Annotated in this window: 19 protein-coding genes and 1 tRNA gene; 2 read left to right on the top strand and 18 right to left on the bottom strand. The window is 31.3% G+C overall.

Going from position 1 to position 21,088, the window contains the following annotated elements; translation table 11 throughout:
* Positions 1–5: 5 nt before the first annotated feature.
* Positions 6–1,139, top strand: coding sequence for a 3,4-dihydroxy-2-butanone-4-phosphate synthase (gene ribB / locus ACXX8U_RS06405; protein ID WP_458565127.1), 1,134 nt, complete (start codon positions 6–8; stop codon positions 1,137–1,139).
* 166 nt (positions 1,140–1,305) lie between these two features.
* Positions 1,306–1,390: transfer RNA gene (locus ACXX8U_RS06410), tRNA-Ser, on the top strand.
* A gap of 346 nt (positions 1,391–1,736) precedes the next feature.
* Here ACXX8U_RS06410 and ACXX8U_RS06415 read toward each other — a convergent pair.
* From ACXX8U_RS06415 to ACXX8U_RS06500, 18 genes are all read right to left on the bottom strand, one after another.
* Positions 1,737–2,552, bottom strand: a complete 816-nt coding sequence (locus tag ACXX8U_RS06415; RefSeq protein WP_458565128.1) for a hypothetical protein — start codon at positions 2,550–2,552, stop codon at positions 1,737–1,739.
* A 362-nt stretch (positions 2,553–2,914) separates the two neighbouring features.
* A complete protein-coding gene (locus tag ACXX8U_RS06420) occupies positions 2,915–3,580 on the bottom strand; it encodes a hypothetical protein (protein WP_458565129.1) in 666 nt (221 codons plus the stop codon).
* 97 nt (positions 3,581–3,677) lie between these two features.
* Entirely contained in the window at positions 3,678–4,928 is a 1,251-nt protein-coding gene (locus ACXX8U_RS06425) for a phospholipase D-like domain-containing protein (RefSeq protein WP_458565130.1), read from the bottom strand.
* Between the two features lie 591 nt (positions 4,929–5,519).
* Entirely contained in the window at positions 5,520–5,846 is a 327-nt protein-coding gene (locus tag ACXX8U_RS06430) for an Lcl C-terminal domain-containing protein (protein WP_306262364.1), read from the bottom strand.
* 108 nt (positions 5,847–5,954) lie between these two features.
* Positions 5,955–6,506: a hypothetical protein gene (locus tag ACXX8U_RS06435; RefSeq protein ID WP_458565131.1), complete on the bottom strand. Its 552-nt coding sequence runs from the start codon at positions 6,504–6,506 to the stop codon at positions 5,955–5,957.
* A 137-nt stretch (positions 6,507–6,643) separates the two neighbouring features.
* Entirely contained in the window at positions 6,644–7,441 is a 798-nt protein-coding gene (locus tag ACXX8U_RS06440; protein WP_458565132.1) for a hypothetical protein, read from the bottom strand.
* 286 nt (positions 7,442–7,727) lie between these two features.
* Positions 7,728–9,014 (bottom strand): OmpA family protein, encoded by a 1,287-nt coding sequence (locus ACXX8U_RS06445; RefSeq protein ID WP_458565133.1) that lies wholly within the window; start codon positions 9,012–9,014, stop codon positions 7,728–7,730.
* 211 nt (positions 9,015–9,225) lie between these two features.
* Positions 9,226–9,591, bottom strand: a complete 366-nt coding sequence (locus ACXX8U_RS06450) for a hypothetical protein (RefSeq protein ID WP_458565134.1) — start codon at positions 9,589–9,591, stop codon at positions 9,226–9,228.
* 200 nt (positions 9,592–9,791) lie between these two features.
* Positions 9,792–10,904 (bottom strand): hypothetical protein, encoded by a 1,113-nt coding sequence (locus ACXX8U_RS06455; protein WP_458565135.1) that lies wholly within the window; start codon positions 10,902–10,904, stop codon positions 9,792–9,794.
* Positions 10,905–10,974: 70 nt separating this feature from the next.
* Positions 10,975–11,973 carry a hypothetical protein gene (locus ACXX8U_RS06460; RefSeq protein WP_458565136.1) on the bottom strand — a complete coding sequence of 333 codons (999 nt, stop codon included), beginning with the start codon at positions 11,971–11,973 and terminating at the stop codon, positions 10,975–10,977.
* A 151-nt stretch (positions 11,974–12,124) separates the two neighbouring features.
* A complete protein-coding gene (locus ACXX8U_RS06465) occupies positions 12,125–15,004 on the bottom strand; it encodes a type I restriction endonuclease subunit R (RefSeq protein WP_458565137.1) in 2,880 nt (959 codons plus the stop codon).
* A 19-nt stretch (positions 15,005–15,023) separates the two neighbouring features.
* Positions 15,024–15,317: a hypothetical protein gene (locus ACXX8U_RS06470; protein WP_458565138.1), complete on the bottom strand. Its 294-nt coding sequence runs from the start codon at positions 15,315–15,317 to the stop codon at positions 15,024–15,026.
* A 39-nt stretch (positions 15,318–15,356) separates the two neighbouring features.
* Positions 15,357–16,064 (bottom strand): hypothetical protein, encoded by a 708-nt coding sequence (locus ACXX8U_RS06475; RefSeq protein ID WP_458565139.1) that lies wholly within the window; start codon positions 16,062–16,064, stop codon positions 15,357–15,359.
* 11 nt (positions 16,065–16,075) lie between these two features.
* A complete protein-coding gene (locus ACXX8U_RS06480; RefSeq protein ID WP_458565140.1) occupies positions 16,076–17,272 on the bottom strand; it encodes a restriction endonuclease subunit S in 1,197 nt (398 codons plus the stop codon).
* Positions 17,272–18,834 carry a type I restriction-modification system subunit M gene (locus ACXX8U_RS06485; RefSeq protein ID WP_458566394.1) on the bottom strand — a complete coding sequence of 521 codons (1,563 nt, stop codon included), beginning with the start codon at positions 18,832–18,834 and terminating at the stop codon, positions 17,272–17,274. Before ACXX8U_RS06485 ends, ACXX8U_RS06480 begins: the two co-directional genes overlap by 1 nt.
* 311 nt (positions 18,835–19,145) lie before the next feature.
* On the bottom strand, positions 19,146–20,336 hold the full coding sequence (locus ACXX8U_RS06490; protein WP_458565141.1) for a primase-helicase family protein: 1,191 nt from the start codon (positions 20,334–20,336) through the stop codon (positions 19,146–19,148).
* On the bottom strand, positions 20,333–20,653 hold the full coding sequence (locus ACXX8U_RS06495; RefSeq protein ID WP_306262388.1) for a hypothetical protein: 321 nt from the start codon (positions 20,651–20,653) through the stop codon (positions 20,333–20,335). Before ACXX8U_RS06495 ends, ACXX8U_RS06490 begins: the two co-directional genes overlap by 4 nt.
* Positions 20,640–21,080, bottom strand: a complete 441-nt coding sequence (locus tag ACXX8U_RS06500) for a hypothetical protein (protein ID WP_458565142.1) — start codon at positions 21,078–21,080, stop codon at positions 20,640–20,642. Before ACXX8U_RS06500 ends, ACXX8U_RS06495 begins: the two co-directional genes overlap by 14 nt.
* Between the last annotated feature and the right edge of the window lie 8 nt (positions 21,081–21,088).

Consider the following 21,088-nt stretch of genomic DNA (forward strand, 5'->3'; position numbering starts at 1 on the left):
TCAAAATGGATCTAGACACAATACAACTAAATACAATTGAAGAAGCAATAGAAGATATCCGTCAAGGAAAAGTAATCATTGTAGTGGATGATGAAGATCGCGAGAATGAAGGTGATTTTTTGGCTGCAGCCGAAAAAGTAACTCCAGAAATGATCAACTTTATGGCTACACATGGTCGAGGACTAATATGTGCTCCCTTGACAGAAAGCAGATGCAAGGAATTGGGTTTGCATGTTATGGTGAGTAACAATACTGACCCAATGGAAACTGCTTTTACTGTATCTGTCGATTTAAGAGGAAAAGGTGTTACTACAGGAATCTCTGCTGCAGACCGAGCCAAAACCATTCAAGCGTTAGTTGATTCAGAAACTAAACCTCATGATTTAGCAAGACCAGGACATATTTTTCCTTTAATTGCCAAGCAAGGCGGTGTTTTACGTAGAACTGGTCATACCGAGGCAGCTATTGATTTTGCTCGACTAGCAGGTTTTAAATCGGCCGGTGTGATTGTAGAAATCATGAACGAAGATGGTACTATGGCTCGCCTACCGCAATTAGTTGCTGTAGCTAAGAAATTCGATTTAAAATTAGTTTCAATTGAAGCCCTTGTTGCTTATCGAATGCAACATGATAGTCTAATTGTAAAGAAAGAGGATTTTAATTTAGAAACTCGCTTTGGTACATTTAGATTGCGTGCTTACGAGCAAACAACCAACAAGCAAATACATATCGCATTAACAAGAGGAACATGGAACTTGGGTGAACCAATTTTAACTCGAATTAACTCATCGCAAGTGAATAATGACTTATTAGGTACCCTAACCAATAATGCAGATAAACAACTTGACGATATGTTCCGCAAAATTAACGAGGACGGAAAAGGTGCTGTTATTTTTGTAAATCAAGACATGCAATCGGTTAATTTATTGAGTCGTTTGGCTGATTTAAAAATTTTACAATCCAAAGGTGAAATGAAAGCACCAAAAATTGTAATTGATAGTAAAGATTTTGGTATTGGTGCACAAATTTTGCATGATATTGACATCTCAAAGATACGATTAGTGACCAATTCAGTTCAAGAAAAACGCGTTGGAATGATTGGCTACGGCCTTGAAATAACAGAATACGTGAGTTACTAATAAAATATCTAAAAATAATTTCTTTTTTTTTGATCGTAAAACCAACAGAATGAAATGGTTAAAATATAATCCAAAAAAGACTCTATTTTTTTCTAAAAAAGGGCTTGTATAACCCAAAAAGAACCTTACATTTGCAATCGAATTCAGTTAATGAAATCGATACATTGGAGAAATGGCAGAGCGGTCGAATGCGGCAGTCTTGAAAACTGTTGACTGTAACAGGTCCGGGGGTTCGAATCCCTCTTTCTCCGCACAAACAAAACCCTAACAATTGATTATCAATTAGTTAGGGTTTTTTATTTTCTAAATATCCCCACATTATCCCCACAATATTATATTTTATCACAACCTAGTAGATTACTGAAGAGCTACTGATCTACTATTTTAGAAATTTATTTATCAAAGTTTACTTTTCGTAAAATAGTTCTTTTTGTAATTTCTTCTTACTTACAATAAAGACAGCTGCCTAATTTAGAGTGTTATGTCTTCAGTTCTAGTTCTAAACTACAAATTGTTAGTTATGATACATCAAAAGAATGAGGAACTTATTCTATTTGTATAAAATCTCTATCTTCAATTAATTTTATAAAATAAACTCTACCTATTTTTTAAATAACCATGACAAAACATACCTATTCGCTTTATTAATTCATTACTTACCATACTTAATTGATTGGTGTGAATTAATAATTTGGAAGGAGTTTCTAAATTATCATAATAAACATTGATATATTCTTTATTTAATCCCTTTGATAAAGCTTCTGAAATCTCCTTATCAAACTTCATTTTAAAAACATCTTTTAAATCAATATTAAAATTCCTAACGTAAGTACCTACAGCTACAATAGTTATTGAGAATTCAGTGAAAAATGGTTGTTGAAACAACTCCTTTCTTTTATCAATACTTTCTCTTCTAATCTTTTTAGGAACATTTTTACTATATGTCCCTGTAATCTGATTAAGCTCTGTGATAAAAGCATATTCATGGAAATTGATTAATTGGCTTGGTAGATCATTGAAATAAATTGTATCAATAATTTTTTGATAATTATACCATGTTTTACTAGTTCCGCCTTTACCCCTTACAATATGACCTTTATCATTTCGACTTTCTACAGTGTTTTTTTGTCCTTGATATGGATACAAAGGATTGTACGTTGGTCTACAAGATGTACTAAACCAATTATCAACATCTGAAAACTGTACTTTATTTATATAATTACTTTCCCAATTATTTTCGTTATTTATAATTTCTCTGGTATGTTGCTCTGCAGCTGCTAATGAATTTATAGCTGCCTCTTTTCCAATAATTAGGATTTTAGCATTTGGATTTCCACTTCCCAAAAAAAAGCCCTTAGATTTAGCTAATTGGATAACATCTTTTAATTTTGACGTATATTTTACTTGATTCATTTTATTTCTAGATATTAGTTTTTTTATAATTTTTTCTAAGACAGGACTTTCCTAGAAGAATAATTCCACAAATGCTGAAATACATATTTTGACATTCATACAGATTCCAATTGTAAAGCCTTAATTATTTTTAGTTGATACTTAGTTATAAACATCTCATTTTGTAATTATCTGTATCGTGCAGGAATTGCAAATCCGCTTCATCGTTCTCGAAATAAAGTACTGAATATCTCAATGATCAGATTTTGAGAGGTTTCAAACTTCGCAACCCTTATGCTTGTCCAATTGATGAAATTTCTAAGGAACTTTAACTAATATGGTCCTGTCAATTCACGATTTAAAATAAAATTCTCGAAGTTGTTCTAATTCAGAATCTCTTTCAATTTATTTTCAATTTTTTCAATGGTTGTATTACTAATTGCATCTGAAAAATGGCGATGAACGAATATATTTCCAAATTGATTCAGGTCTGTTATTAGCATTTTGGACTTATCTATTTCAGCAAATTTTTTAAATAGTCCTGTTTTAGCATGGATCATTTTAAAATCTTCAACTAAACCCCAAGCAACAAAAATTGTTTTTGTACTATCACTTAAAAAAAAGTCTAATTCAATTAAATGATTTTTATTCTCCTCGGAAAGTAAATAATTGTTAAAAACCTTAGTGTTTGATTTTGCCATTCCCGTTGTGGGAAAACCTATTAATTCTAAAAAGGAAATCTCGGAAGATGCAGCTCTATTTATTTTTAGTTTTGAAAAAATTGTATGATATCTTTTGCCATCACCTTTGTAATCTGGAAGCAGAAATGGATGATGGATTTCATATTTATTCCAAAAACTAATACCATCATTGAGGTACTCCTGAATATACTTGAACATTGCCATATTTTCTACGTTTATTGCCCAATTCGGGTCTCTTCCAATAAAGAAAATTTTAGCATCTTTTGGATGTGCTCCTTGATGATTTTTTTTTACGTATAGCTTATTTAGCAATTTTGAAGGATGTTTTTGAAATACAGATTTTTCCAAGAATTTTTGATTTTTTAATTCATAATTTTAATTACAATTTTCTCCTCAATATTATTGAAGCCGTAAAATCTTAATTAACCTCACTATTTATAGTTATTCAGTTTAAAACTACATTTTCTGTTTTCTTTAAAATCTCTTTTGTAATATCTATGTAATCAGAAATTAAAAAATCTAAATTTTCCCATTGTAATGGTCTAAAATTGAAATATAACCTTGACTCATGTTCTTGATACAAAAACATCTCATATTTGTAATTAAAATTAAAATCCATTTGTAGCAGTGTATTTTCAATAGTTTTAAAATCATTATGATCCATTTCAATTTTAATTTGATATGCGTTGTTTATCATAACATCTCCAAAAGGCAGTAAATCTCTACAGAACAAATACTTGGAGTTGACTTTATATTTTGAGTTTGAAAATTCATTACTAAGTCTCTTATAAGTTTTATCAATATCATCTGGACTAAATTTTAAATTTATTTCTGATGGACTTTCAATTTTAATTCTTTTTTCGTTGTAACCTATTATTCTTTTGCACATAAAAATATAATCACTTATCAATTTTTGAAGATCATTTACTTCTTGAGGAATGAAAATAAACGATGAATTATACAAATTCAATGTTTTTTTTTTCTCATAGTGATAATGATTGTTTTGTATATCCAAATTTTCTAGAAAGTCAGCAAGTGCATCAGACACCTTATGACGAAATTTAAATCTAATTTCAAAACCTTCTCTAATCATTAGATCTCCAAAAGGGAACAATTTTGAGCAGTATACATAGGTTTCTTTTTCATTGACTCTAACGTTATCAAACTTAGATCTGAAGATTTCACCTATTTGTCTGATTTCAAAATCTTTTAAAATTAAGTGTTGAGCTTTATGACCTATAGTAATTTCATTGACATCAACTATACTTGTAGGTTGTGCAATTTTTAAAGGCCTATTTGCAAACATATATTGACTTATGAAGCTTCTTAGCTGCTGCCTCTCCTCTTCTGTTTCAGTACTGTATCCAAAATCTATGGAGTTATCATCTGAATACTGAATTAGGTTTTGAGAAGATGCGATTGCATACTTTTCATTTAAGTAAATCTTGGCATGCAAATCTTTAACTAAACAAACATTAAGATTAAAGGCTTTAATTGTCTCTAAATTTTGAGTGGCATTTTCTCTTGCATAAATCGTGATGTTCACACCTCTATCTATTGCCCTTTGTAGACATTTTTTAAACTTTGACCAATTATCAATATTAATGTAAGGTGACACTAAAATCAATTCGGTTTGTGCATTATCAATTAAGGTCATTATCCTCGTAGCTATCTCCATTGGAGGTATAAAAATCATGCTTCGTCGTTTTTAAATTATTCAAATCACTGAGTAGAAATTATTTTTTACTCATGATACAGGTATTTTCCTCGTATCTACTCTTGTAGCCTAAATCATCATCTCCTTCACAAAAACTTTTATAAACTCTTTCATTATAGCAATAAGTGTGATACAGAAAATTTGTTAACTAAGCCTATTACCATTTGAAAGACTGAACTATTTACTATCAATACTTTTTATTATTCTTCTCATTTCGTCACTACACTTTATAATCCGTGTGCTCGTACTTAAATTCTTCTGCATATTTCATCATGAGTTCTTTCGGATTAGGGTAGCGGGGAAATTGCTAGCAAAGTAAAAGCGGGTATGAAATAATATAGTTCAGTTTAGAAACTCTTATCTGAGAATCTTATTTGTCCCTCTCCAAAAACTTTTTGAATTTGATAGGTCTTTTCTAGCGATACGGATCCTCCGCATTGTGTCTATTTTAAACTTTTTAACCGTATATTAACGAGTAACGTAAAAATCTTAAAAAAGACAAAAGCGATTTATTACACTTTATTGAAACAAATATACTACACAATATTTTTTATATGTTTTTATAGATCTTTAAAAGTTTCTAACCAACCTAACAAGATACTTAGGTACTGGGGCGGACTTTGAAACTCCATCTGAATATCCTCCATTACTAAACGACTTCGCTGAAGCACTAAGATTGTTAAAACCCTTTGAACTCCAATATTTTTTAAATTGAAACCCACCAACTGCTTTCAAATGCAGTCGATACATTTCATCAAGTTCTTCTACTGTTGGCACGCGCCATCTTTCACCTACAACTAAAGTGTAATCTCTAGCTTCGCTCCACGTCATTTCTTGTAAATCATTAGCAGCAATTTCAAAGGAAAGAGTTTCTGTTAAAATATAGATTTTGCACATAATTATTTTTGGTTCTGTTTAAAAAATTTATATATAAACATTCGGGAAATTTAGATAGATGGTAGTTAAAATAAACTCCTGACAGCTCAAAAGCTATTATATGGAGGTTTAATTTTCTTTCATTTTAAGAATTTTCATTGACCAAATTGCACCAATTATTAAAAATCTTAATGGATATGCCAGAATCAATAAAATTATGATAGAATTTTTAATACTATTTTCTACGTCAATATCGCTCACTAATTGTAATTCTAATAGCTTTCGTTGATTTGCAAGTTTTAAAATTTGATTTTTAAAACTAACACCCATTAAACTATCTTTTTTAGGATCTATTTTTATCTTAATTCCGTATTCATCATAAATTTCATGTGTCTTGTTTGGATTAAACTTCGACTTTCCATCTTTGTCGAATTTTTCATAAGGTTTTAAAATTTTGAGAGCTTCCGTTAAATCCAAAGGACTTCGTAAATTATTAAGTGAATCTGTTTTTATTCTTATTTCACCATTTATCTTTCGTAATTCAATTAATATTTCAGTATTACTTTTTTTAATGTTTTTGTTATAAATATGTAAAGAGAACCAGACAATTGAACTTACAATTATCACGCCTCCAAATAGAAGTATTTCTTTTGCTAATATTTTTTTCTTTTGCAGTTTCATTTCTTTACGATTAAAAATTTACCGATTACATCTCTACACCAAAGTCCGTATAGAACTAACTTAAGCACTTTTACGGACTTGTAAATCTTCCGGATACAAAACCATCTTTAAATTAAGCCCAAAACTCGCCTATAGTGCTAACTGCTGTAATAATTAATTTTTCTACTAATCAAAATTATACTTTTATCATTTGGATTAGTAATTATTTTTTCAATCCAGTTTCCATAAATATCTGTTTTATAAAAATTTTCATTTATTATTTCATTTCTCTCGATATTTTTTAAAACACTTTTTTGTAAAATTCCTCTATCATAAAAAAAATCTTGTACCGTCTTATGGAACTTCATATAAAGTAATTCTATTTTGACTATTTTTTTATCATCATCATAAAAATATGAAAATTCACTTTGGTTAGTTATTTTAGAGTTAAGTAATTCATTGACATATGTTTTTTTTGTAAATATTTTTTTGCCTGAAGGTGAATTGTAATCTAATTCATAAAAATCAATTTTAACACTATTGTTTTCTATAATCAATTTGCGTTTAGAATTTGAATGTTCTTTTTCGTTAATAATTATTTTGTTTGGTAAATATAAAAAAGCATAATTTGTTTCTGATTTGTATGAATCTTTTGTAGATTTAAACACCGAACTTTGAAGTAAATTTTTAGAATTAAAATTGTAAACGTTTTTATAATCAATAATATCAGGGCTATCATATTGGACTTTTTCTTTTAAATTGCCAAAAGAATCAAAAAAAAGGTCTACATAATATTTTCTTAGGTGATCTCTTATTAAAGAATAACTTTGTTTTTCATATTTTTCATCAATTTTTTCTTCAAACCTCACAAAAACCTCTTTTACATTTCCTTTAAGATGTAATTTCGTTAAAGAATTATGCTCTTTAAACTTTTTATTAAAAATATTTTCAAACATATAAATTTATTTTTTTCTAAGTTTTTTGAAAATTAAACAGATAAAGTTAGTTTGTAAAAAAAACTAAAATGAACCTCTTGAGAATCCCATCTTTGAAATTGTTCTTTGGCAGCCCTCAGCACAAGTTCTAAATTTAAAGTAATTTTTTCATAGCATGCCGATTGGCGATGTGGCGGATTAAAGAACCTATAATTTTCGGTTAAACTCTAGACATATCGAATTTAAAACCAATTTTAAATTATGCTTAAACCCTTTATATCGCTAAACAAAAGTTGTATAATGACTTCTATTCTTTAGTTTTTATAATTACGCGTCTGCTCATTTTTCTAGAATTTTCTAAATCTCCATTACTATTAAATTTTGTTTCACCGAACCAACTAATTTTAATTTTAGAAGAATCAACCCCCTTTTCTAGAAAGTATGTTTCTATATTTTTAGCTCTTAATTTTGATAAATTATCATTGTAGATATTGGCACCTAAATCACAGGAATAACCTTCGATTAAAAAACTATAATTTCTTTCACTTTTAATTATCGTATCAACTATCTTTTGTAAAAGAGCATAATTTTCATTTGTAATACTTGAGCTCTTTTTATCAAACATTATATTTACGTTTGATAAAGTTAAATTTTCAGAGGCATCTATTTTATTAGTTTTAGGAATAGTCTTCTGTGTTTTATTGGTAATTTTTAAATTAGTTTCTAATTTGTTTTTATTAAAATCATCACTATCATCATTATATAGACTTACACCATAAATTAACATCAAACAAAGAAGCGCCAGCAAGGATGTAATCCATACTTTTTTTTCTTTTAAAATATTTACTGAATTATTAGCAGAAACAGTTGATTTAATTTTCGGAAACGTTGGGACGTTCAGGACTTGTGGTTTTATGTTTAAATTGATAAATTGGATAGAAGAATTATTGTTCAATGTTGAAGTTATTTTAGTAGGTCTTCTAGTCTCTTCATATTCAAAAGTTTGTGTTAATTTGAAACTACCATCTTTTTTTAAAGCTCTAACACAATCTCTTTCATTATCTCTATTTTCTTTACCATTATTTAGGGAATGTGCTTGAGCATAAGTATTAATAACTTCAGGAATTCCACCAGCAGAAGCAGCTAATCTATGTCCACCTTGGTCTTTTTCTTTAGGGTTAGTATCAACATATCCATCCTCATCTCCGAATAATTTACCTTTTGTCTGTTCATCACTAACTCTGCTTTTTGCTATTTCATTTACAACAGACTCCGCTTTAATTATTCGACCTTTTTCATCAGTATTGTATGTATGAGTATTTTTTCCGTCAATAACTATGATAGTAGTACTTGGTGGATATGACGGATGTTTTAATAAAGGATTTAGACCTTTTTTGTCTAAAGCTTTTTGTCTGTCCACTTTTATAACTCTTGTTTCTTCATCATAGTTTCCAAACTGAATATCCTTATATAATATTTTACCATTTTCAAATTTAACATTTTTGTCAAGTGAAATTATTTTTTCTCTACTTCTTAAAGTTCCTTCATTTTCGAGTAGGTATGCTTTCGCATCTTTTTTATAATCTTCAATCATATTAATATTTGTTGTTTTAGTTATTTGTGAAAGAGGTGCTATTGTTCTAATTCTTATAAGCTATCGCAAAACGGTCTATGCTATAGCTCGTGGCGGCTTTTGGAAATCTTTTTTTTTGAAACAGACCGAGCAATGCTATGAAAAGTAAACGAACAATTTACCCAAAACAAGCAATGATATTTAGCATTTGCTAGCAATTCAGCTTTTTACTTTAATAATCTGTTTTTTCCGTTACTGTATATTTTGTTAATGATTGAATTTTAAGGACTAAAACTTTAGAGCTCCAAAAAAAGTCGCGTTTAGCAGTTCCGTCATTATCATCTGATTCATAACAAGTTTCTTTTCCACCATTGCAATATTGAACTTTTACATAAAAAACATTATCTGAAATTTGTCGCACAACTGGATTGTCATATTCCTCATCAGCATTGTAAAATTCATAATAATCAGCAATAAACTCTAAAGCTTTTTCTTCTGTATATCTTACACTTTTGACTGTTGATTTTTTTTTATTTGTTTGTGAATTTGCTAAATTTGAAGCCAAAATAATGACAAAAAGTAAAATTATTTTTTTCATTTCTCTAAATTATATTGTGTTTTTTGTTTTCTCTTAAGTTTCTGTGCGTCCTGAAAGTTGACTGCTAAACTATTGGCTTTAAAGATGGTTTGGTTTTAAATTAAACCCTATTTTCGGATTTGCCAAAACATCGCAAATACAAAACCATCTTTCCATTAAACCAAATTCCTAAATCTGTTTTAGTGGCTGTTAGCTTAGATTCAATAATAGTCAACTCTATCTATAAGTTCTTTTCCTCGCCATTCTGAATTAGGTTTATCTAAATATAATGAACCATAAAATTGATACTTTTCTAAGCCGTTTATAACATCATCTCCAATTATTACTTTAACTCTTTCAATGTCTTTTTTAAAATCTTGCCAATATGCTTTATTAAAGTTTTTAGGCATTCCAACTTGTTCTAATAACATATCAAAACGTTTTGATGCAGGGGGATGTTCATGATTCATAAATTTAGTTGATGGAGCGCATAAACCAATAAAATGTTCATATATATCCAATTTGGCAAAGAATGTTAAAGCTCCTTCTAAAACTCCTTTCTTCATTGAATTGCTGTATTTTGGTAATTCAATAGAAACTAAATCAGCTTCATATTCTTCAATTTGACTTTGACTAAATGATATAATAGGTTTGTAATCTTCCTGATTTTCTAAAATCCCTTTGAAAATAGGTTTTTCAATAACATTTTCATCAGATAAGTGTCCACAAAGATGATGTGAGAATTCATGACCAGCAATAAATAATAATTCATTAGGAACATCTTTTTCTATTGATATTCCAACATCTTTTGGAACTATACCTCGAGGATCCATATAAAAATCTAAAGCTTCACTTTGCAGCATTACCCTTATTGCTATTCGGATTGCATTTAGGCGCACATGAAGCGGTACTTCACTATCAAAATTTAGAAGACCCAAATTCATGAATTTTAAAAAAAATCGCATTGAATCAGAGATGTTTATAATTGTTCCGTAAGGACTTTTAAATATTAAACCACTTACTTGATTCGAAAATATATTACCATAGGTTATTTCTTTGCAATTTTCTTTATTCTCTTTATTGAGATGTGATATAAATTTTTCATAATGCAAATTTGAAAATGACTTTTCCAAAGACCAATTTTTTGAATTTACCAAAGCCTTATTTCGATAAACACGGAAAAGTCTCATATGGTCTACAATTGTTTCCGCACGAATTTTAAGCAAATAATCTTGAGCATTTTTAACATTAAATATTCTTTCAATTTCACTACTGTTACAAACAGGATGAAAAAAATGTTTCTGAATTTCCACTGACTTGTTTATATCTTCCATTTTTTAAAATTTATACCTAACAGATAGAGTTTCATTGTTCGTGCTGCACATGCACCGAATCTCTAGTTTTTTAGCTGATGGCTTTTTTTTTAACTTCAATTATTTTCTCAAATTCAGAATATCTTTTCAGAGCAGTTTCTTTATTCAAATGTCCTGGAAAATTATGTAATATTTTTTCATATTCTATTTTTCCCAAAACTTTACATATATATGCCTCATGAACAAAATTCAAATAATTAATTATGTTACTTAAACATTCGTGAAATGTTTTGAAATCAATATCCGCATTAATAAAAGTTTCAACATCGTGATAATTCGCTTTTATTCGTAATCGATACATTATATTCAATATTGTTGTTTCAGGAATTGTTTTATAGATTAAATCCCAATGATATTTTGAAAATGATTTTCTAAATTCACCTTTAGCATTTAAAAATTTTATGTCATTATTGCTTTTTAACTTTTCTCTTTTGTTCTCAGCAATTTTTCTTCGGGTTGATTTAAGAAACAATGCGATTTGTAATTGAGCTTCATCTAATGACTGTATTCTAGTTAAACCGCAATAATCCTTTGGAAATTTTTTAAAATTTTCAATTCCCGCATATTCATAGTTTTGATGCAATCCTTTACAAAAAAAACTAATTGCTTCAGGATAATGCCCGTCTTTTATAGAGTTTCCAAATATTTTTATTGATTTTTCGTGTTGTTCATTAGCTAATCCTTGTGTTTCGTGAAATGCAGTTAATGAAAGATAAATTGAATAATAAGCTTGTGGAAAATTCCAATGCAAAGCAAACTTGTAAAATTCTTCATTATTTGCCAAAGTTGTTAATGTAAAAGCATATTCTGTGCTCCACGAATTCCACAATAATTTTCTAATGCTATCCAAATCAAAATTTTCATTCCTCAATTTTAAACCATTAAAAAATGCGTTCTTTTTCAAATTGAAACGTTCTGTATTGCATTCAATATGATATGCTACAGCAAAAAAATGATTGAAAAAAACTTGAGAAGGAATTGCTTTTCTTCTTTTTTCTTGTGTTTCTTTAAGTTTTTCTAACAATGTCATTTGTAAATTTCGGTTTTAGTTTCTTTCTGGTTTTTTAAGCTATCCGGCAACTTTTATATAGGTCTGAAAAACGTCATCCTTTTCACTTTTGCTAATCTATAATTAAATTATTACAAATAAAAACATTTTTACATATATAATCTTACATATTCTAAGCCATCATCCCCTTCACAAAAACCTCCACAAACTCCTTCATTTTTGCTATAATTCGGTCACCAATGGTTCTAGCTTGCAGGATGCTGGGTCTATTGTCTAGGCATTGAAAAACTTCATCTTTTATAGGTTCTCGACCGCTGTAGATATAAGCATCGATTAAAGATTTGAATTGTGCTTTGTCCAGGTGTTCTTCCTCGCAGAGTTTGCCTAATGCCAAGACTTTTTGATCTTGCCAGTATTTTTCAAATTCATCTTCAATAGAATCACCGTCTTTGATGTTGGGCATGTTCTCATCAATGAATTTTTGAATCAATTCTCGTTTGCTTCTTAACTGAATATCACCTCCCAATAAATCAATAATGGCTTTCTTTTGCGCCGCAGCTGCCGTTGGTGTTTTCTCCCCTTTTAGTTTCGCTAACAATTTCAGGATGTATGCAACGTTGATTTGGTCTCTGTGAATCAACTCTAATTCAAAATCAATGTCATCCAGAATTGATGTCTTTTTCTTTTCATTATCCTGTTTCACCTTTTGATAGATGTCTAAATACTTGGCTTTGTAGTCTTCGTATTCTTGCTCATCAATACCTAAATCCTCCCAGTCAAAATCAGTGTAGGATTGCAACACATTCATAGCTCGCATCAACTTCCTGAACGCTTGCACAAATTGCGCATCTTCCTCTTCGTTTTTTAAATCATTTACGCTTTGATAGGTGGGCGTAATTTCTCTTAAAAGTTTCAAGGCTTCGTCAAACTTCTCCGCAATTGCTTCATAATCGGGCATGGTAACGACTTCAACGGCCTCTTTATTCGAAAACAAAGTAATCGCATCGTCAGTCGCTTTTTTAAGATTTCTAAAAGCCAAAATGTTTCCTTGCGACTTCTGTTCTCCTAATATCCTGTTGGTTCTGGAATAAGCCTGAATCAAGCCGTGTTGCTTCAAGTTTTTATCTACATACAGCGTATTTACTTTTTTAGCATCAAAACCGGTAAGCATCATGTTGACTACAATTACGATATCCAAACGGTCTTTCTCGTGGTTGAAGTTTTCTTTTTCTCGATCTTTTAATCGTTGGCTAATATTTTTGAAGTAATTCTCAAATTGTTGGCTGTCCTTAGTTGAAAAACTAGTATTGTACATTTTGTTGTAATCACCAATGTATTTTTCAAGCTTGTCACGCGTGTGTTTGGATTGATAGGTCGTTGGCTTTTCCGCTAAAACATCAAAGTCAACTTCGTCACTTGGTAAATAATCTTTTGCTTCTTCTGAATCCTCATTGGTGCCATACGTAAAAATGGTAGCAATGCGCAAATCGTGTGCTCCAGCTTCTTTCTTCTGTTGAAAAAGGTCGTAATACTTAATCACATTATCAATACTACTAACTGCTAACAGTGCCGAATAGTCTTTATTGAACGTTTTTTGATCGTGATACGCAATGATGTAATCTACAATTTTATTGATTCTCTTTTCGGAATCCAGCACTTCTTGTTTGTCAATGTCCTCTACTTCTATGTCAATAAAAGCATTGCTCTTGTTCTTGTATTTGCCCACATATTCAATCCCAAAACGCAAAACGTTTTGATCCCGAATCGCATCTGTAATGACGTATTTGTGTAAGCAATTGCCAAACAAATCTTTTGTGGTACGTTTTCCTAAATCATTCTTAGAAGCGTTTTCGGCAAAAATGGGTGTTCCTGTAAAACCGATTAACTGACTTTTTTCAAAGAATTTAGTTATACGGTCGTGTGTTTCTCCAAATTGCGAACGGTGGCACTCATCAAAAATAAAAACTATCTTCTTGTGTCGTAAAGCTTCTATTTTGCCCGAAAACCGTTCTGAAATAGCGTTGTTTAACTTTTGAATGGTAGTTAAGACCAGCTTGGTATTATCAGTCAATTGTCTTACCAATGATTGGGTATTATTGGTGACATCAACACTATCTTCTTTGAACGCGTTGAACTCATTCATGGTTTGGTAATCCAAATCTTTTCTGTCGACTACAAAAACGACTTTATAGACTTCGGGCAATTCCATCAAAATTTGGCTAGCCTTAAAGGATGTTAAGGTTTTACCCGATCCTGTGGTGTGCCAAATATACGCGTTGTCATTTGAGTTTTTGACTTGATGAATAATCGCCTCGGTCGCAAAAAATTGATACGGTCGCAAGACCATCATCACCTTGTGGGTTTCGTTGATCACTATGTAATGCGCAATCATTTTTCCTAATTGATTTAGGTTTAGGAACGCAGCCGTAAACTCGGGTAACTCTGTGATATTTTTATTATTGGCATCAGCCCAAAAGAAGGTTTGTTTGACCGATTGCAATTTATTGTTGGCCAAATATTTCGTATTTACACCATTACTAATTACAAACAATTGCACGTATTGAAACAAACCGTGGTTGCTCCAAAACGAGTGCATTTGGTAGCGATTGATCTGGTTAAAAGCTTCTTTGATTTCGATGCCGGAACGTTTCAATTCTATTTGTACCGATGGCAAACCATTGACCAAAAGTGTGACATCAAAACGATTTTTATAGCTTCCTTCTAATGATATTTGATTGGTAACTTGATATAAATTCTTGCTGTTATCCTCCGCATTAAAAAACCGAACGTAAAACGAAGTCCCGTCTTCCTTGGTTAATTGAAAGCGATCCCGAAGTGTTTTGGCTTTTTCAAATACATTGCCTTTGGCCAAATGATTCAAAACGGCATCAAACTCTTTGGTTGTAAAAGTGGTTTCATTAAAAACTTCCAACTGACTTTTGAGGTTGGAAACTAAAGCGTCTCCATCTTGAATTTTGACAGATGCATAATTCAAACCAATCAATTGCTTGATTAAGTTATTTTCTAATGTAGCTTCGGATTGATGGCTCATGTTTTAAATAGTTAAAAAACTAATTTTTAAGAATGTAAATTAACTTAGATTTAGTGATATCGATGTTGGTCTCTAAAAAACTATTTAGTGCAGCTTCCTGAGATTTAGAGGCATTAGCTCCATAACCTTCGGTCTTTCCTTCTAAAAGTGCAACATAATTCTTCCTTGTTAAATTTACTGAACTAGCAGATGTTCCAATTTTATTGGCAACATCTTTTTCTATGCTTTTGAAATCTTCTTTTTTATATCTTTTTACAAATTCGGTGATCACAAATAAACAATCTTCAATGCTCCAATTATGATTTATTGCCATAATATAATTTATATATAGTTATTTTTATATTTTTCAAACTCAATATATTTGCCCTTTATTAAAATTAAATATCTCTAAAACATTTTTTAGTTTGGGATGAATATGTTCTTCTTTTGCTTCTGGATTTTTGTATTCACTACAAAATTTTTCAACCTGATGCCAAGAAAGATAGTTATATCCAGTTTTATCATTCTCTTTAAACGTTTCAATCTCAGTTACACTAGATGGAATAAACCCAATATAGTGAGCCTTATTACACTCTAACAATTTTGTAAAAGCGCACCATACGACATCATTTTTGCCAATTTTTCTAGTTCTATGTTTTGCTTCAATTATACAATCTTTTTTCAAACTAATCTTTTCTCTGTTTTCAAATAGTAATGCTTTAAGATAGAGTTGAAAAAATAAATTTGAAGCCGAACCATTATATTTTTCCTCTTTTGTGAATTTTTTATATTCTTCTTTTACACACCAAAGCTTCCGCAAATAGGTTTTCACTTTGCCCTCAATAAATAATACCCTTTTATGTTTCGGATTTACATACTCGATTATAATAATTAAATCAGCATCTCCAAAATCAGAAAATGATTGTTCTAACAGTATTTCATAATCTTCAGGTTTCCCTAATTCTTTTAACTCTGGAATGTCTATCAAGTCAATAAAGCTATTCATTAACTCTTTATCCTCGCCAATTGAAAATATCAATGAATTAATTATCCCACGTTCTGAATAGCCTAGAATTTTCATACTTTATCTTTTTAAACAAACATTTGCTGCAACAATCCTTTTTTAAATTCTTGCGTTTTTACTAATTCTCCATTGACCTGTTCTATTTTACCATCGATCCCCGATAAAAAATTGGCGATTTTTTGTTGTTCTGCAATACAAGGTAATGGTAGTTTAAAATTTTCAACATCACCTATATTTAATCCTGGTTGAGCTTGTCCTTTTATGTAACCATTAATTTCTTTTCTTCCAGTATGCGTAAAAAAATAATTTTTGACATATCCAGGTGAAGCAATGGATTTATCTATTGCAATTCTTCCTGTAGTTTGAGTTATATTTGCACCTTCAAGAAAGTTTGGAACAACTTCTAACCAACCTGTACCTGCACCAACTATTGTTATTAATAGATCTCCTGCTTTAACTCTAGCTTTAATGTATTTTTGCTCAATGACCTCAGAAACCTTAAAAAACTCTGAACTATCCGCCCATCCCTTAACAGATGAATAATCTTGCCCCCTAATCATAAATCTTCCAGAAGGATCATAATCACCAGGCTGAACAATTCCGTACCTTATTTTACGTTCTTTATCAACTAAATCTTTTAATTTTTTTTCTTCCCACTCAGGATAATCCTGTCCATTCTCATCTTTAAAGCGCAATTTACCTGAGAACAATTGTTGCATCACGCCTTTTTTGTATTGTGCTAATAATTCCTTTTTGCGAGACAATTGCTGTATTTTTTCATCGACCGCACTTAAAAAGGATGCTATTTTTTTTTGTTCTGGGAGGGTTGGAATTGATATGTTTATTTTTTCAATTGTACTTTTTGATAAACTTGGAACTCCTGAAGCTTCGTTGTGCTCTTTCCAATTTATTCTTTGAAAAACATTAAATATAAATTTTGGTAATGAAGAATTAAAAGAGTGAGTGTAAAATAAAGTATCTACAGTCCAAATTTTACCGCTGTAAAACATTGGTTTATCTATTGTTCCCTTTCTACCAATACAAACGGTTTCACCATCATATAAAAATTTATTTACGTATGTCATTAATCCGCCAGTACCAAAAACTGGAATATTACCAATTTCCAAATGCTTGTAATCTCTTCCGCTTCCGATAGTTAAATTATCGCCAATTTTACATCGCTCCCATTCCCCATCAAACTCAGGAAATCGCAATTGCGGTACAAGCATTTTTTTCTTTTCGATTTGTAAAGTTGTTGTGCTCATTAAAATGGGGTTTCGATTCCTAGTTCATTACAAAAACCGGCAATGGTAGCATCGGTCGTTTTGCTTTCATGGGCTAAGGCGCGTAATTCTTGGGTTAAGGCTTGTAGGTCTATGGCATCTTCCTCCTCAAAGGTGTCTACGTAGCGTGGAATGTTCAGGTTGTAATCGTTGGTTTCTAATTCACTTAATTGTGCCAAATGGCTGTATTTGTCTTCGGACAAACGGTTTTCGTAGGTACTAATGATTTTGTCAATATCCTCGGTACGCAATACATTTTGGGTTTTTACTTTCTCAAAATGTTGGCTAGCATCGATAAACAATATGTTATCTGGATTGTCGCGTTTTTTCTTTAGGACCAAAATACAGGTTGGGATGCTGGTTCCGTAAAAAATATTAGCGGGTAAACCTATTACAGCATCGAGGTAGTTTTTCTCCTGAATCAAATACTGGCGAATGTGTCCTTCGGCACCACCACGAAACAAAACGCCGTGTGGCAAAACAATAGCCATGGTTCCGTTATCATCCAGCTGGTGCACCATGTGTTGCACAAAAGCAAAATCAGCTTTTGAGCTTGGGGCGAGTTTGCCATAAGCCGAGAAACGATCGTCGGTCATGTGCAGCGGACTCGCAGACCAGTTGGCCGAGAATGGCGGATTGGCCACAATGGCTTCAAAACGCAAATCATAATGTTGTGGGCGTTCTAGGGTATCTTCGTTTTTAATGTCAAAACGTTTGTAGTGTACATCGTGCATGATCATGTTCATGCGGCATAAGTTGTAAGTGGTAGGATTCATTTCCTGTCCGTAAAAAGCGCTTACATCTTTTACTTCTTTGGCTACGCGCAACAGCAAGGAACCCGAACCACACGTTGGGTCATACACACTCTTCAGTTTGTCTTTACCCACGGTTACAAGTTGTGCTAGAATACTACTGACTTGTTGTGGCGTGTAGAATTCGCCCGCTTTCTTGCCGGCGCCACTGGCAAACTGACCAATTAAATATTCGTAGGCATCGCCCAGAACATCACTATCGGTATTTTCTAAATCAAAATCAATTTCGTCTAAGTGAATCAAGACTTTTACGATCAATTCGTTTTTATCCGCTTCGGATTTTCCTAGTTTGTGAGAGGTTAAATCTAAATCCGAAAATAAGTTTCCAAAATCTTCTTCACTTTCAGATCCCATGGTACTTTGCTCAATGTGCGTGAGTACTTTGGCTAGATCGCCCAAGATGAAATTATTTTTTCCGCCTGCATTTCCTCTTCTTGCCAATTCGGAAAATAAATCAGCTGGCTCCAAGAAAAAGCCTAATTTATCAATAGCCAATTGTTTTATTTCTTGCATCAAAAGGGCTTCGTCAGGATGTCCTACTACTTCTTGAAAAGTCAAACCGTCTGGTTGTAGGATGGTGTTGGCGTACAAATCCATTTTAGTACTCAGGTACTTGTAGAAAATGAAACCTAATATGTAATCTCTAAAATCATCAGCATCCATTTTCCCACGAAGAGTGTTTGCGATGTTCCAGAGTTGTTGTTCTAATTTTTGTTTTTGTTCGGCTGCCATTAATTGTAATGTGAATTTAATTTCCAGTGCTAAGATATTGAAAATAAATTCATACATATTACGGTTAACAGTAAAATCGACTCTTTTTTTATCAAGTAATCGTTGTTTAGAAAATCATGTTTTTTTTGTTGATCTGTTGCAAAAACACAAACAACCTTGAGATTAGCGACTTAAAGAAGCAACAAATCATCAACAGAGTGTCAACAGCAATTGTATTTGAATTTGTTCTGTTGCTGCCTTGTTGATGATTTGTTGCTTGGCAAAGTGGTATTATATTTGGATTTAGCTTGATTTCTCAACAAATCAACGTCTTATTTAATAAAATCTTCTTTGTTGAAAGTGTAGTGTCTTCCTTTTGCATTTTCATGATAAATATTTGGATTTTCTGCCATAGGACTGCTATAATCCATCTTGTAAATTTTGTAAGTGCTATTTTTAGATTCTTGATTGAATTGTTCTTTCAGTATTTTTGAAATATAACTATTATTTACGCGAACATTTCTTTTGTTTAATTCTTCCACCAAGTTTGAAATTGAGTAGTACAAAACGTCTAAACCAAGCAAATAAAATTGATCAATCAAGAACTCTTCAATTTCTTTTTCAATTGACGTTCTGTTTCCTCGAATTAAAACATCTAATGCTTTCGTATAAATTTGTTCTTTTGCAAACCACATTCGGGTTACTCTTGCAGATTCAATTTCTCGATTTGTCAAATAGTTAGCAAAAAACGGTACTTCTTTTCGCATTTGCTCTAATAAATCAGGATTTTCAGTGATAAACGGACGAACTTTAATTACCCAATAACGAATTTCTAAAGGATCTACTTTGATAAAATTCTCTTCGTTATTGGAGCACAATATAAACTTACCAAAAAACTCAATTTCAATTTTATCAACGCCTTTGCCTTCACTCTTATAAAAATTTGAAGTTGAAAGATTTTTTATTCGTTCGCTATCTTCTTTTTTGTCCAGTAAAACTTCATCAACAGCAATAATTAATTTACCAGCCCAATCTGAATTAAATCTGCTTCTGAAATCCTCATTTTTATTGATGGTCATGTTACCTTCAAAAATCATTTTTAAGAGCTTTAAAAAAGTACTTTTCCCTGTATTCCTTTCAGAACTCACAAAACAAAGGATTGGTAATATTTGACTTGGATGTTTCCAGAGAATGGTAAGATAATCCAAGCCAAGTTTGTACTGTTCACCAAACATGTGCTGTAAAAAGCTTTTAATAGTGTTCCAGTTTCCATCCTCGCTAATTGCATAGGATAACGGTTCGTATTTATTGTAAAATTTGTTGATTTCACGAGTATATGAAATATGCGATGGAAACGTGCAAAATGATTCGTATTTCTTTATTTTTTGAAGACTATCTTTTCCGAAATCATCAACAATGGTCTGTTTATTCCATTTGGTTGTTGTTTTCATGTAGTCTCCGCTGATTAATGGATGATCTATTATTTTAAAATATTCAGTGCCAACTCGGATATATTCTTTCATATTATTTGAGTAAAATATTTAACACTTGTTGCTTCACTATTACACTTCGAATTCTCAATTCTTACAATAACACCCAAAGTATTAGGCTCTTCTTTAAAAATGGAATTTAGATGGTTTCGAAGCGCTAAAAAGCTTTTTTTGTTTAAATCAAAATAAATTTCAGCTACAAGATTTACTCTTTTGATTAGAAAATCACTAGCATACACAATTCGAGGATCTCTATTATAATCTATTTTTAAGCGATGAAGATCATTGAGAATTAGTTCTAAATGATAAATTACATCATCAGGAATTTTGCTTGTGTTATTTGTTTCCATATCCTACGATTTTATTTGGTTTGAAATAGAGAACTAAACTAGTTTGAATATCAAAATAAGGTACAGAGCCATCTGGTTTCTGATTCATGTTTTTCACGACGAAATAGCGTTGTTTCAAAACTGAAATAATCTCCTTAATGTCTTTCTTGGTGGCTGGTCGGTTTTCTTCTTTTGTAAATAAATGTGCAACTGTATTCACTACAACCGCTCCCGCAGCGGCATTCCCCACTCCTGCCCAACTCATTTTTTCGATTTTAGTAGGATTTTTGTTTTCTGTGGCATCAACTGTTTTACCCAATTGGCTTTTTAATTTATTTCGTTTAAAAGAATTGGCGCGACAACTATTACTGCAGAAGCGTTGTTTAAAACGTCTTTTCGGTTTGTATTCTGTGCCACAATATTGGCAATTATAAAATTCTTTATCCATTGTTCGTT

It is taken from the genome of Flavobacterium sp. GNP001, from assembly GCF_054343775.1.

Excerpts from the sequence above, each read along its gene's own strand:
- ACXX8U_RS06435 (WP_458565131.1), bottom strand. The coding sequence starts at position 6,506 with ATGAAACTGCAAAAGAAAAAAATATTAGCAAAAGAAATACTTCTATTT.
- ACXX8U_RS06445 (WP_458565133.1), bottom strand. The coding sequence starts at position 9,014 with ATGATTGAAGATTATAAAAAAGATGCGAAAGCATACCTACTCGAAAAT.
- ACXX8U_RS06430 (WP_306262364.1), bottom strand. The coding sequence starts at position 5,846 with ATGTGCAAAATCTATATTTTAACAGAAACTCTTTCCTTTGAAATTGCT.
- ACXX8U_RS06495 (WP_306262388.1), bottom strand. The coding sequence starts at position 20,653 with ATGGAAACAAATAACACAAGCAAAATTCCTGATGATGTAATTTATCAT.
- ACXX8U_RS06485 (WP_458566394.1), bottom strand. The coding sequence starts at position 18,834 with ATGGCAGCCGAACAAAAACAAAAATTAGAACAACAACTCTGGAACATC.
- ACXX8U_RS06465 (WP_458565137.1), bottom strand. The coding sequence starts at position 15,004 with ATGAGCCATCAATCCGAAGCTACATTAGAAAATAACTTAATCAAGCAA.
- ACXX8U_RS06490 (WP_458565141.1), bottom strand. The coding sequence starts at position 20,336 with ATGAAAGAATATATCCGAGTTGGCACTGAATATTTTAAAATAATAGAT.
- ACXX8U_RS06425 (WP_458565130.1), bottom strand. The coding sequence starts at position 4,928 with ATGATTTTTATACCTCCAATGGAGATAGCTACGAGGATAATGACCTTA.
- ACXX8U_RS06450 (WP_458565134.1), bottom strand. The coding sequence starts at position 9,591 with ATGAAAAAAATAATTTTACTTTTTGTCATTATTTTGGCTTCAAATTTA.
- ribB (WP_458565127.1), top strand. The coding sequence starts at position 6 with ATGGATCTAGACACAATACAACTAAATACAATTGAAGAAGCAATAGAA.
- ACXX8U_RS06500 (WP_458565142.1), bottom strand. The coding sequence starts at position 21,080 with ATGGATAAAGAATTTTATAATTGCCAATATTGTGGCACAGAATACAAA.
- ACXX8U_RS06415 (WP_458565128.1), bottom strand. The coding sequence starts at position 2,552 with ATGAATCAAGTAAAATATACGTCAAAATTAAAAGATGTTATCCAATTA.
- ACXX8U_RS06470 (WP_458565138.1), bottom strand. The coding sequence starts at position 15,317 with ATGGCAATAAATCATAATTGGAGCATTGAAGATTGTTTATTTGTGATC.
- ACXX8U_RS06480 (WP_458565140.1), bottom strand. The coding sequence starts at position 17,272 with ATGAGCACAACAACTTTACAAATCGAAAAGAAAAAAATGCTTGTACCG.
- ACXX8U_RS06460 (WP_458565136.1), bottom strand. The coding sequence starts at position 11,973 with ATGACATTGTTAGAAAAACTTAAAGAAACACAAGAAAAAAGAAGAAAA.
- ACXX8U_RS06455 (WP_458565135.1), bottom strand. The coding sequence starts at position 10,904 with ATGGAAGATATAAACAAGTCAGTGGAAATTCAGAAACATTTTTTTCAT.
- ACXX8U_RS06440 (WP_458565132.1), bottom strand. The coding sequence starts at position 7,441 with ATGTTTGAAAATATTTTTAATAAAAAGTTTAAAGAGCATAATTCTTTA.
- ACXX8U_RS06475 (WP_458565139.1), bottom strand. The coding sequence starts at position 16,064 with ATGAAAATTCTAGGCTATTCAGAACGTGGGATAATTAATTCATTGATA.